Source organism: candidate division TA06 bacterium, assembly GCA_016208585.1.
Classification (GTDB): Bacteria; Edwardsbacteria; AC1; order AC1; family EtOH8; genus UBA5202.
Genome location: JACQXR010000115.1, coordinates 1 through 12,616 on the forward strand (window position 1 = coordinate 1; position 12,616 = coordinate 12,616).

A 12,616-nucleotide genomic window follows, 5' to 3' on the forward strand; every position below is an offset into this window, starting at 1 on the left:
ATGGCAGCGATTGGAACCCTACGAAAAGTTTGCCGGGATGATCGAACGCCACTGGGATGGCATTGCCGCTTACTGCCATCCGTCAAACAAAGTCGCCTTGGGGTTTGTTGAGGGGTTGAACAACAAGATCAGGGTTATTCCGCGCAGGGCGTGTGGTTTGAGAGACGAGGAATACTTACGGTTGAAGGTACTGACCTGCACGCTTCCTCCCCTGTAAGTAGCCCAAAATCACCTAAAATCACCCACACTCATTGGAGAAGACCCGATAAATATATTCCGACAAAGTTCAGCTATGGATACGGGGTGTCGTTCCGGTTATTTTATAGACTGTGAAAATTCGGTTTTATGATCAAACATCTTAAAATACTCGTCTGGCCTTTATGGATCGGCCTGCTCTGCTGGCCCTTCATGGGACCCAAGGGCGCATGGATCACCGCTGTTGCCCTGGCGGCGGCCACTCTGGCATTTACGCATTTTGGCAAGGCGCTGGCTCCCAAAATAAGTCAAGTAAACTTTTCCCCGGGCTGGGCCGTTCTGAACAAGTTTCCCCAAAAAGCCTGGCTGGCTTTGGGCCTGACGGCTTTGGCAATATTTCCTTTCGCCCTCAACAATTATTATCTGGACGTGATGATCACCGCCGGCATTTACATCGTGCTGGCTTTGGGTTTGAATATCATCGTGGGCCTGGCCGGGCTTTTGGTGCTGGGATACATCGCCTTTTACGCCGTAGGGGCCTACGCCTACGCCATTCTGGGGACCCAGTATCATCTTTCCTTCTTTTTAGCCCTGCCCCTAGCCTCCCTGCTGGCACTGCTCTTCGGATTTGTCCTGGGCCTGCCCACCTTAAGGCTGCGGGGCGACTACCTGGCTATTGTTACCCTGGGCTTCGGCGAAATAATAAGAATTGTGCTCAACAACTGGGACGGATTCACCGGGGGCCCCAACGGCATCATGCACATCCCGCGGCCTTCCCTGTTTGGCTTAAAGATGGGAACCCCGGCCCATCTGTATTTCCTCGTACTGGCCATGATCGCCCTGGTCTCGTTTTTAATCGGCCGGCTGAACGACTCCCGGCTGGGCCGGGCATTGATCGCCATGCGCGAAGACGAGACCGCGGCTCGGGCCTGCGGGGTAGATACCACCCGGCTTAAGATGCTGGCCTTTGCCCTCAGCGCGGCGGTGGCCGGGATGATGGGAGTGGTTTTTGCCGCCAAGATGAACTTCGTTTCCCCGGAAAGTTTTACCTTCTGGGAATCGGTGATGATCCTGTGCATGGTGGTGCTGGGCGGCATGGCCTCCATCCCCGGCGTGATCCTGGGTGCCCTGATCCTGGTGGTGATACCGGAGTGGCTGCGCCCGGTGCAGAATTTCAGGATGCTGATCTTCGGGGCCTCCATGGTGGCCATGATGATTTTCCGGCCCCAGGGGTTGCTTCCCAGCAAAAGAAAAACATACAAGGAGATAAAATAAATGGAATGCTGGCATTGCGAACGTCCGGCCAACGCGGTCTGCAGTTTCTGCGGGCGTTCGGTGTGCAAGGAGCACGCCAAGAACCTGCCCTATCTGATAGACTCCTTCCGGGACAAAGCCGGGAAGCTAAAGGGCCTGGCGGTCTCGGACGCGATCTGGTGCGGAACCTGCCACCCCAAGGACGAGCCGGTGGAACTGGACGGGCTGGATTAGGTGACAGGGAATGGGGATCGGGGATCTGATAATAGGGGATGGACGACAGTGATGGACGGAAATGTTCTGCAAAAAGCATTGGAGAGGGCCTTCAGCGACCAGCAGTTCCGGGCCCGGCTGGAGGCCAATCTGGATGAGGCTTTGTCCGACGAAGGGTACGAACTTTCTTCCGATGAAAGGCTGCGGCTTAAGGGCATATTGGATGAAGGCAAGGAAACCTTTGCCACCGGCTTGGATCAGCGCCTTTCCCAGAGCGGGGTTTCCTTAAGCCCCCAGGCCCTGCTGCGCCAGAAGAGCAAGACCGTCGACCAGGGAGGCGGCCTGCTGCGCCAGACTGAAGCATTGGGCATCCGGAAACAACCGTCAAGACAGGCCCAGGCGGCAGAAGATGCTGTCCCCGGGAAAAGACAGACCGGAAACAGTCAATGGGAAAACATCGACGACCGGGAACCGGACTACGAAGTGGAGACGGACTAAACTGTCAAAGAAATAATTTAAAAAAAACATTGATTTATTGCTTCGGTTGTGCTAATATTTTATTATACCAAAGGCAGATGCCTTTAACATTTGTTTTGAAAGGGAAATTATATGAAGAAAATTATCTGTGCAATAGCCCTGACCCTGGCCCTGGTCCTGCCGGCCCAGGCGGTGCGCATATGGCGTAGCGATTTATCTGGTTACTCGTGGAACACTCCCAGCGCCTGGGTGCATTCCGATAACAACGGCCTTACCTGGGACAACAGCGACAGCACATATCCCAATGCCGCCACAGACAGCTTGATAACCATAGACAGCACTCACATTGTAACGGTGGCCATGCCCATAACCGTGGACCAGCTGCTGGTGAAAGGAATGCTCACCCAGAACGCCACCATCACCGTCAACGACGGGCCGGGCGGCGACATCGTGGTGACTGGCGCCTATGAACGCCTGGCGGATTCGCTGGTTTTGAACCCCGGGGCCGCCATGATTTTCGGCCCCAACAGTTACTATTACCATTATATTAACGGCAGAGAAATTCCTGCCGCAACCTGGGATTCGCTCGCCACTCTTTATATCAACGGGGTGACCAGCACCATGCCCACCGGGATGGACCAGGCCTTCGGGAACATCGAATGGAGCTGTTACGGCCAGACGGTTGATATGACGCTCCCCGGCGGGGCTTCCTTTACCGCCAGAAACTTATCCGTTACTAATACCTCCGATACCACCGGGATGGCGCATGGGATTTATCTTACCAGCGGCGCCAAGCCCAGCCTGACGGTGAACAACTTTAAGATCAGCGGTAATTCCAAGGTGATCCTGGGGTCAGGCGGGTCGCGAAACCTTCATGTCAAAGGAGACTTTGCGACATATGATCCAGGCTGGCTATACCTGACCGACACCCTGAAGGCCGGCATAGACACATTGTTTCTCTACGGCAACTATTCCCATCTGGTGGCCGGCATCGGCGGCGGCGGCCCGGACTCCACCGCCATCGTTTTCTGCGGCGCCGATACCCAGTATTACAATCCCGGCGGCGAGATATTAACGGGCTACATAAACTACCAGGTGAACCCGGGTTCGGTCCTGAAAATCCCTGAAGGGACCACTTTCGGCATGGGCAGTCTGGGCGATTTCGCCCTGATGCCGGGCGCCACCCTGGCCTATTCCGATTACTGGGGCATTTATCCCACCGGGCAGGATACGGGCGTGATCCGGGTTTTTGGCAGCCGGAACTACAGCCAAGGGGCCAACTATCACGTCTATTCCAGTACGACCGGGCCGTACTATACTGGCCCGGGCCTACCCGATACCGTCAACCAGCTGACCATCGAGAGTTACGGCGACCAGGCCTATCTTAACAAGGACCTGGCAGTGATGGACACCCTGAAACTGCTGGTCAATAATCTGCGGTTCGACGGCAAGAAGCTTTCACTTTTTGGTCCCATATATCAAACTTCGGGCAACCTGGTCAGCGACAGCCTTTCTGTCTTGGCGGTGATGGGCGGAAACCCGGCAGGGTTGAAGCTTCCATTCGGGATCCAGAGACTGGGGACGCTGATCGTCAACCGGCCGGCCCTGATCACCACTTCCGACAGCCTCGACATATATTCGGGATACATGCAGATCTCCGGGAAGATAGGGTCCGGCCAACTGCGATACAAACCAAATGCAATTTTGACCTATAACAGCACGGTCAGCGACACCACCTCCGACCGTGAATTCCCGATTATCAACGGGCCCCTTAACCTGACGGTTCAGACGGCCGCCGCCCTGCAACTGCACGCCGACCGAACCATCAAGGGCACTCTGACTCTTAATGGAGCTCTTTCCACCGGTGCCAATATCCTCACCCTGGATAAATGGGGTATGGTGGTGCAGGGCGCCGGCTTCGTCAGCGGGCATCTGTCAAAACTAGTGCCGGCGGCGGCCGATACGGTGATCAATTACGAATTGGGCACGGTGGGGTCCGGCAAAAGCCCGGTGACAGTGAGGATATTCAACAATACAGTCCCTGCTTTTGTTACTGCCGGGGTGTATGAGAACAGCCACCCTTCCGTCGGCGACGGGTCTTCCTGCTTGAAAAAATACTGGTCGCTTTGGGGACCCGGTCTGGCGGCCGACGCCTGTCAGTTGACATTTTACTACGGAGCCCTGGATTTCAATCCGCCCAAATATACCGAGTCGGCCCACGAACCAACCATGGTGGCGGCGCGCTATGATTACACTGCCACCCCCGGGTGGCAACTGCCAGCCATAATTGCCCGCAACCCGGGGACCGCTGCCGATGGCGGTTCGGTAGTGATAAACCACGCCGGCAATTTTGCCACTAACCCGGAATTTACGTTGGCCCGCGATTCCGCCGCCATCTTCCTGCCGCCCGTAGATACGTTGAGCTTTAACCTGGCCGGCGGCGCCTACCGGATGTTCTCAGTGCCGGTGTCTCCCTTTGATTCCACTATCAGCCGGATATTGGGCGACGACCTGGGAGCCTATTCCGACACCACCTGGCGCATCTTTGGATATAAGCCTTCTTCGGATTATGCGGAGCAGCCTTATATCTTCAGCGGATATGGCTACTGGCTGGCCACGACCAATGATGCCCTGATAGACGCCGATGGCTATGTATTGTTAAACACGTTCAACCAGCCCATAGACGGCGGCTGGAACCTGATAGGCGATCCCTTCGACACCACCGTCACCCTGGCCAATATCACAGTTTTATGGAACGATACCGCCAGCCACTCTCTCAATTTCACGGATTCCACAGTCAACGACGTGGTTCGTCAGAAAATATACAACTGGCGGGATGATAGCCCGGACTTTGAAAACAACGGGGTCTGGGACAGCCTTATTCCCTACAACGTCGGAGATCAAATGCGTCCCTGGATGGGTTATGCCCTGTATGCCTTAAGGCCCTGCACTTTGATGATGGAGCGGTTCCGGGGACAGAAATCGGATAAACCGGCCCAGGCCCCCCAATGTCAGATCGACTGGCAACTGGCCCTGGATGTTTCTTCCGGCACCGCAGTCGACCGGGGCCTTAAGCTGGGTGTTTCCCCCCAGGCCAGCCAGACCTATGACCGGCTGGATGCCGAAAAGCCTCCGCTGATCTTCCATACCGTAAAGGCTTTTATCCCGCACCAGGACTGGAACCAGGGGCCATGCCGGTCTTATCAGTACGATTTCCGTCCGCCGGCAGACTACATCGAATGGCCGCTGGTGATCGAGACGGCCCAGGCCGACCAGCCGGTGGTACTGACCGCTCAAATATCAGGGGAGCTGGGGAACGAAGGATACCTCTACCTGCTGGACCGGAGAAGAGGAAAGACCTTTGACCTGAAGACCCAAAAGATCATCGGCTTTTCCGGATCCCAGGAACTGGCGGTGGTCTATTCCTCAAAACCGTTTGACGGACGGACCCTGACGCCTTTGACCTTCGGCCTGGGACGGATAGGCCCCAACCCCTTTATTCAACGAACAACGATCAATTATCAATTACCACAAGCCGGGTTGGTCAGCATGGCCGTTTATAACATAACCGGACAGAGGGTGCGGACCTTGCTCAGCCAAAACCTGCCGCCGGGATACTACTCCCAGATCTGGGACGGTCGGAATGACGGGGGAAGAGCCCTGTCGGCCGGAGTATACATAGTCAGACTAAGCGCCTCAGGCCGGAGCGCCGCCCAAAAGATAGTCAAGCTGCAATAGGCGAAAGGAAGATAAAATGATGATCAACAAATCATACAAAAAAACCATCAGCTTGGCCGTCGTCATCCTGCAATTGCTGGGGCTGGCCGCTCCGGCCCTGGCCGAATACAAGCCCGCCTGGGCCAAAATAAATTACCTTAAAGGCCGGGTGGAGGTACAGAAGGCCCAGGGAATTATCTGGGCCAAGGCGGCGGTAAAAATGAAACTGGGAGCCGGCGATAAAATATCCACCGAGGACGGGTCCGAGGCCGAGATCGTGCTGGAGGACGGCAGCGTGCTGAAGATGAAGGATAAGAGCCTGCTTTTGATCGAGCGGATGGAGAAGAGCAAGAAGCCTACGATCAGCGTGGTAAACTCCTTCAAGGTGCGGACCGGCAAAGTGCTGGGCTGCGTCCGCAAGCTGAGCTCGCTGGATTCCAAGTTCATTGTGGAGACGCCCACCGCGGTGGCCGGAATCCGGGGCACGGTGTTCGCTATTTATGTGGAAGGCGATTCCACAGGACTGGACGTGCTTATGGGCGAAGTCGGGATCAGGGGCGACAGCGGGGAGGAGATAATGGTGGGCGAGAAGATGACCACCACCGTGGCCAGGGGCGACTCGGCTAAGGCTCCGGTGGCCATGACCGCCGCCAAGATAGCCTTCATTACCCTGTGGGCCGGAGCGGCCATTAAACTGGGCAGCCTGGGCGCGGCCACCGCCACCGCCTGGTATGCCTCCACCGCGGCCGTAGTGACGGGGGCCAGCGTAGTGGTGGCCGGGATCGTAGCCCTGATCATAGCCGGCGGCGGGAACGAAGGGAGCAAGCCCACCCCGGCCAAGACCATCCCCGGACCGCCGGGCTGGCCGCAGTAAACCTTAAAAACCAATCCGTTTTTCAGCAGGCCCGGCAGTCTTAAGCGACATGCCGGGTTTGCTGTTTATCCTTGATTTTAAATACTATAAAGAGTTATAATAAACTTTCAAACTTTAGATAAAATTGGACCTATCGATAAAAATCCGTGTCCTATTAAGAGCTTATCCTCAAATAACAATTTGGGCATAAACGGCTGCAAAACCGCCATGCTGCGTCACGCTCATTCACCGTATCGCGGTAGGATCCGCTTCACTCGCGTTCCTTGTCTGGGCATGGTTTGACAGGCTCACCACATGCCTTTTCGCTCGTTTATGCTGACCCAAAGCTTATTTAAGGATAAACTCTAAGTTTAACAAACAATATTGCGAGGAATTAACGTGGCCAGACCGGAAAATGCCTTTGAAAAGATAGTCTCCCTGTGCAAGAGGCGGGGGTTCATTTTCCAGTCCTCCGAGATCTACGGGGGCTTAAGCTCCGCCTGGGATTACGGCCCGCTGGGGGTGGAGCTGAAGAACAACGTCAAAAAGGCCTGGTGGCAGAGCGTGGTCTACGGCCGCAAGGACATGGAGGGCTTGGATGCGGCCATCATAATGAACCGTTTGGTTTGGCAGTATTCCGGCCACGAGAAGACCTTTGTGGACCCGCTGGTGGACTGCAAGAAATGCCGCAAGCGTTTCCGGGCCGACCACATCTCGCCGGAGTTTACCCTGAGCGGGAGCGAAGGGCTCGATGCGACCTCGGCAGGAAGGCCCAAGTGTCCCGAATGCGGAGGCGAGTTGACCGAGCCCCGCGACTTCAACGGGATGTTCCAGACCCATGTCGGGCCCGTCCAAGACGAAAGCGGCCTGGCTTACCTGCGGCCCGAGACCGCCCAGGGCATCTTCGCCAATTTCCTGAACGTGCTGCAGTCCATGCGGCGCAAGCTGCCCTTCGGCATCGCCCAGATCGGCAAGGCCTTCCGCAACGAGATCACTCCCGGCAATTTCACTTTCCGCACCCGGGAGTTCGAGCAGATGGAGATAGAGTATTTCTGCAAGCCCCCCCAATACCTGCAGCCCGGCGAGAAGACCGACGACCAGTTGTACCAGGAATGGGTGGAGACCCGCTATAATTGGTACCTGAGCCTGGGCATCAGCCCCGAGCGCTTAAAGAAACGCCCCCAGGCCAAAGAGGAACTGGCCCACTACGCCAAGGCCTGCGTGGATCTGGAATACCTGTTTCCCGGCTCTTTGGGTTGGAGCGAACTGGAGGGGGTGGCCAACCGCCAGGATTACGATCTGACGGCCCACAGCAACAATGTTTCCGAGAACGACCTGACCCGGCTGAAACTCAGCCGGAACGAACACTCCACCGAAAAGCTGGAATATTTTGACGAGTCCTACTCCGATCCCGCCACCGGCAAAAAGGGGGCCAAGTACATTCCTTTTGTGATAGAACCTTCGGCCGGGGCCGACCGGGCCACCCTGGCCTTTTTGTGCGAGGCCTACGATGAGGAACAACTCACCCGGCCGGATGAGGCCGCAGTCAAACCCCTGCTTGATGCCATAGATGCAGCGCTGAAGAACATCCAGAAGCGCATAGCCGAGGCAGCCAAGAGGCCGGGTAGCGCTGATATCCCCAACGGCGAGCAGCTTGAAGTCCTGGAAAAATCTTTCCTTTCGGCCAAGGACGACCTGCCCGGAAAACTGCTGCAGATTGACGTTGCCTGCTCCCGGCCTGGTGCGGACAAGCTGGACCTGGTGAAAAAGGTCAAGCTGATAGCCGGCAAGCTGGGCGACGAGCATACCAGAGCGGTTTTAAGGCTGCACCCGAAACTGGCGCCCATCAAGGTTGCAGTGCTGCCCTTGAAAAAGAATGAGCCCCGGATCGTGGAGCTGGGCAAAGGCATCGAGAACAGCCTGGCCGGGCATTTCCGGGCGGTCTACGACGATACCGCCGGAATAGGCAAGCTCTACCGCCGCCAGGACGAGGTGGGCACCCCGTTCTGCGTCACAGTTGATTTTCAGTCGCTGGAGGACGGAACGGTGACATTGCGGGACCGGGACACCATGCGGCAGGAGCGGGTGAAGATAGAAGAACTGGCCGGTGTGATAGGTAAAAAATTATCGTAATTGACACGGTTAAAAAAATATCAAAAAAGGGAGAGCTGGCTCTCCCCTTTTTACTAATGAGAGCAGATAATAGTAGACAAAAAGCCATGAATGGCCTTGATTGGCATTGATGCGCGTCCTTAACCCAGCCCTTCCTCCTACGCTAAAGCTTCCGCTGGCGCTATCATGCCAGCTTCTTTAAGTGCAGTAGCTTTAGCGGAGGCACTCGGCGGATAAATAAGGGCTGGGTTAAGAGCACATACTGTACCCCAGTCTTAGGCCGTTCACGCCGGGCTGCGTGCCTGCCTATGCCGAAGCTTGCCTACGTTGAAGCTTCGCGCAAGCAGGCGGCTACGCGCAGGCACTGCCTTTGCCCCAGGCTACTAAATGGTTCGACTAACTCACCACAAGTACATGCTCTGATTAGTAATGGTGTTTCCTTGAAGCACTTGCTAATAACATCTGGCAAATTAAAGCCTTTTTTACTTTCAGGCAATGTCAATAACCTGAGATCACCAACTTTATAAATTGGTGTTGACAGAAGCTCATAACTTATGATATCATACTGCGTTAAACCTTATATAAAGGGGGCAGAAAATGCCGGAAGCCGAAGGCGCTTTTGAAAAAACATTGAAAGCGGGAGAGGTCCTATTCCGCGAGGGCGAACGGGGAGAGGAAATGTACCTGATCCGGTCGGGAAAAGTGGAGATATCCAACACGGCCGGCGGCGCCAAGAAAGTGCTGGCCACCCTTTCCGAAGGCTCTTTTCTGGGCGAGATGGCCATAGTGGACGACGCTCCGCGCTCGGCCACCGCCACCGCCCTGTCCGAAGTCTCACTTTTGATCCTGGACCGTTCGGCTTTCAAGTCCCAAATCCAGGAGAACCCCATGGTGGATTACCTGATCTCCAGTCTGGTGCGCCGGCTGCGGGAGACCAACGAACAGGTGAAGATCCTGCTGCAGAAGGACGATGTCTGCCGCATCGCGGCCTCGCTTTTGAACCTGGGGCGGGAGAAGGGAACCGCCGACGGCGCCGGGGTGCTGATCAAAGGCAGTTACACCCCCGACGGGTTTGCCGGCCAGGTGGGGGTGGGCAAGGCCAAGGCGGCCGAGATTTTGGACAAGATGCAGAAGCAGGGCCTGATGGAGTTCACTTCGGAGGGGATAAAGATAACTTCCGTAGCCGACCTGGAGGAGTTCTGGAAGTTCGCCACGCTAAAGGAAAAGTTCAAGGAGATGTAGTTCTACTTACCACTAAGGCACCAAGACAAGGTTTTGATTATTTTACGCAAATGATTCGTAGGGGTAATCGGTCTATCGCCCTCCCGGGGTTTACCATTACCGTCAAAGCCCGAGATTGATTCGTAGTTCTTGCCATTCCCGAGAAATCCGGAATCCAGGGTCTTCAGCCAAAAACATAGAAATATTCTGTCATCAAAAAATAAAGTTCTTAACCAACCATGAGATTTCCCAAGGGCCGCGCGGTGCTGCAGAATGCCAAACTTGAATTTGTGCATCTGGACAACGTTTTGGCCGACAACAAAAAAGAACGGGCCAGCAAGATCTCGGGATACCTGGAGATAGTGTATCCCGATGCGGTGGAGTTCCTGTACTTGAAGAAGGGCGAGCCTGTTAACGCCGGGCATTTCAACCGCTCCGAGCGGAAGCAGATGTCGGTGGCCGAGGTGATAGATAAGGCCAAGTCCTCCACGGTGGGGACCGTCTCCATCTACGAGACCCCGGAAGAGCTGGTAGACATGATCATGGCCACCTTCAGCGTCAAGCCGGCCTTCAAGAACCTGGACCTGGCCACGGTGGATACTGAAAAAATATTTGAGAAGCTGATCGGGGTCAAATTCGACGGGTTCCTGGAGATCAAGCGGGGCTTTGATATGTCCTATCTCCGCTTCAAGGAGGGAGCGCCCTGCTCCGGATATTTTACCTGGAAGGTGGACAGTCTGGGGCTGGAGGTGATCAAGGCCGCGCTGAAGCAGGCGGCCACCGGCCCGGGGGCCGTGGTGATTGACGCCTTCGACAAGATCCCCATCATGGCCGAGCAGGCCAGCCAGGCCCAGGTTACCCTGTTCCTGAACGCGCTCAACAAAATCGTCAGCGAGCTTAAAACCATTGCCGGGCCCACCGTGGTCGGCAAGACCCTGACCTCATCCAGGGAATCGGCCACCGCGCATTACCCCTTTTTAAACGGCTTCGATACCGCCGATGGCGAGGCCAAGGAGAACGGCAAAATAGTGGCCACCCCCGAGGAGCTGGGCAAGGCCTTTGCCGAGTGGATAGACAATTTCGTGGATTCGTTCCGGGTGGTGCTGGGGAAAAGGCTGGACGGGGTGGTCCAGGGGGCTCTCAAGGACTTCCGGTTCGCCCTTAAGGCTTCCAGCTTCGGCCGCCATTCCAAGCTCAAGGATCTGCTCTGATAAACGTTTAACAACGAACTGGCAAGTTTTAAATGTTGTAAAGGGCCATATATGCCAGGCATTCTGTATCTAGTGGCCACGCCCATCGGCAATCTGGAAGACATCACCCTCAGGGCGCTGAGGGTACTCAAGGAAGTTGACCTGATAGCGGCCGAGGACACCAGGCATACCGGTCAATTGCTGAAGCATTTCGACATCAAAAAACCATTGTGTTCTTTTTATTCCCACAACCAGGACCGGAGATCGCCGGAACTGGTGGAAAAACTTTTAGCCGGCCGGCAGATCGCCCTGGTTACTGATGCCGGGACCCCCGGGATCAGCGATCCGGCGGTGAGCTTAGTGGCGCAGGCGGTCAAGGCCGGGATCCAGGTGGTACCCATCCCCGGAGCCACCGCGCTGATCTCAGCCCTGGTCTGCTCGGGGCTGGACCCCAGCCGGTTCCTGTTCCTGGGATTCCTGCCCATAAAATCCGGCAAGAGAGCCAGGCTGCTGAAACAGTTAAGGGAAGAGCCCGGCACCCTGATGATGTACGAATCGCCACACCGGATATCCAAGACCCTGGCCGATCTGGCCGCAGTCTTTTCCCCGCGCCAGGCCGTCCTGGGAAGGGAGCTTACCAAACTGCACGAGGAATTTGAACGGGGCGACATTGCCGAACTGGCTAAAATGTATCGGACCAAAAAGCCCCGGGGAGAATATGTAATCGTTATTGCCGGAAAGGTAGAGTGAAAGATGTTTCCCAATTGGCTCAATAAAGGTTTTGTCAATCTGTTTACCCCGTTCATCAATTTCTTCGTCAAAGCCAAGGTCAAGGCCAACTGGCTGACCACGGCCGGGTTTATCTTCGGCTTGGGGGCCGGGGCGCTGTTTGCCGCCGATCACTTTTTCTGGGGCGGTCTGGCGGGCCTGCTGTCAGCCATCTGCGACGCCATTGACGGCTCTTTAGCCAGGCTCTCCGGCACCGCCACCAAGTTCGGGATGTTCTACGATTCGGTGCTGGACCGCTACTCCGAGCTGGCTATGTTCATCGGGTTGTCCTACTTCTACTCCACCAAGGCCATGTGGCTGCAGGCTCTTTTGACCGACCTGGCCCTGGTGGGATCGCTGATGGTCAGCTACACCCGGGCCCGGGCCGAGGGGCTGGGCGAGGATTGCAAGGTAGGCATTATGGAGCGTCCGGAGCGGATCGCGGTGATACTGACCGGCACGTTCTTCACCGGGGTATTTGACAAGCACTGGATATTCACCGGGGCCCTATGGATACTGGCCGTATTCACCAACATCACGGCCCTGCAGAGGATAATATATGTCAGGAACAAGACCAAAGGGCAGACCCTTCCTTCGTAATCAATAAGCAGATAAT

General features: G+C 55.9%; 11 protein-coding genes. All 11 read left to right on the forward strand.

Annotation, left to right across the window (positions count from 1 at the left end; genetic code table 11):
- Positions 1-217 (forward strand): transposase (locus HY768_08785; GenBank protein ID MBI4727297.1); only part of this gene is annotated, 217 nt, incomplete at its 5' end.
- Between the two features lie 128 nt (positions 218-345).
- Positions 346-1,470, forward strand: coding sequence for a branched-chain amino acid ABC transporter permease (locus tag HY768_08790; GenBank protein MBI4727298.1), 1,125 nt, complete (start codon positions 346-348; stop codon positions 1,468-1,470).
- A complete protein-coding gene (locus tag HY768_08795) occupies positions 1,471-1,683 on the forward strand; it encodes a hypothetical protein (GenBank protein MBI4727299.1) in 213 nt (70 codons plus the stop codon).
- A gap of 51 nt (positions 1,684-1,734) precedes the next feature.
- Positions 1,735-2,160 carry a hypothetical protein gene (locus HY768_08800; GenBank protein ID MBI4727300.1) on the forward strand — a complete coding sequence of 142 codons (426 nt, stop codon included), beginning with the start codon at positions 1,735-1,737 and terminating at the stop codon, positions 2,158-2,160.
- Between the two features lie 111 nt (positions 2,161-2,271).
- On the forward strand, positions 2,272-5,877 hold the full coding sequence (locus HY768_08805) for a T9SS type A sorting domain-containing protein (protein ID MBI4727301.1): 3,606 nt from the start codon (positions 2,272-2,274) through the stop codon (positions 5,875-5,877).
- Positions 5,878-5,893: 16 nt separating this feature from the next.
- On the forward strand, positions 5,894-6,730 hold the full coding sequence (locus tag HY768_08810; protein ID MBI4727302.1) for a FecR domain-containing protein: 837 nt from the start codon (positions 5,894-5,896) through the stop codon (positions 6,728-6,730).
- A 378-nt stretch (positions 6,731-7,108) separates the two neighbouring features.
- Positions 7,109-8,842, forward strand: a complete 1,734-nt coding sequence (locus HY768_08815) for a glycine--tRNA ligase (GenBank protein ID MBI4727303.1) — start codon at positions 7,109-7,111, stop codon at positions 8,840-8,842.
- A gap of 576 nt (positions 8,843-9,418) precedes the next feature.
- Positions 9,419-10,063: a Crp/Fnr family transcriptional regulator gene (locus HY768_08820; protein ID MBI4727304.1), complete on the forward strand. Its 645-nt coding sequence runs from the start codon at positions 9,419-9,421 to the stop codon at positions 10,061-10,063.
- Between the two features lie 218 nt (positions 10,064-10,281).
- Positions 10,282-11,253 (forward strand): hypothetical protein, encoded by a 972-nt coding sequence (locus HY768_08825; GenBank protein ID MBI4727305.1) that lies wholly within the window; start codon positions 10,282-10,284, stop codon positions 11,251-11,253.
- A gap of 51 nt (positions 11,254-11,304) precedes the next feature.
- Entirely contained in the window at positions 11,305-11,982 is a 678-nt protein-coding gene (gene rsmI, locus HY768_08830) for a 16S rRNA (cytidine(1402)-2'-O)-methyltransferase (GenBank protein ID MBI4727306.1), read from the forward strand.
- A 3-nt stretch (positions 11,983-11,985) separates the two neighbouring features.
- The gene (locus HY768_08835; protein ID MBI4727307.1) at positions 11,986-12,600 is read left to right on the forward strand and encodes a CDP-alcohol phosphatidyltransferase family protein; all 615 of its coding nucleotides are present in this window, start codon (positions 11,986-11,988) and stop codon (positions 12,598-12,600) included.
- Positions 12,601-12,616 lie beyond the last annotated feature (16 nt).

Excerpts from the sequence above, each read along its gene's own strand:
- HY768_08805 (MBI4727301.1), top strand. The coding sequence starts at position 2,272 with ATGAAGAAAATTATCTGTGCAATAGCCCTGACCCTGGCCCTGGTCCTG.
- HY768_08820 (MBI4727304.1), top strand. The coding sequence starts at position 9,419 with ATGCCGGAAGCCGAAGGCGCTTTTGAAAAAACATTGAAAGCGGGAGAG.
- HY768_08835 (MBI4727307.1), top strand. The coding sequence starts at position 11,986 with ATGTTTCCCAATTGGCTCAATAAAGGTTTTGTCAATCTGTTTACCCCG.
- HY768_08825 (MBI4727305.1), top strand. The coding sequence starts at position 10,282 with ATGAGATTTCCCAAGGGCCGCGCGGTGCTGCAGAATGCCAAACTTGAA.
- HY768_08810 (MBI4727302.1), top strand. The coding sequence starts at position 5,894 with ATGATGATCAACAAATCATACAAAAAAACCATCAGCTTGGCCGTCGTC.
- HY768_08790 (MBI4727298.1), top strand. The coding sequence starts at position 346 with ATGATCAAACATCTTAAAATACTCGTCTGGCCTTTATGGATCGGCCTG.
- HY768_08800 (MBI4727300.1), top strand. The coding sequence starts at position 1,735 with ATGGACGGAAATGTTCTGCAAAAAGCATTGGAGAGGGCCTTCAGCGAC.
- rsmI (MBI4727306.1), top strand. The coding sequence starts at position 11,305 with ATGCCAGGCATTCTGTATCTAGTGGCCACGCCCATCGGCAATCTGGAA.
- HY768_08795 (MBI4727299.1), top strand. The coding sequence starts at position 1,471 with ATGGAATGCTGGCATTGCGAACGTCCGGCCAACGCGGTCTGCAGTTTC.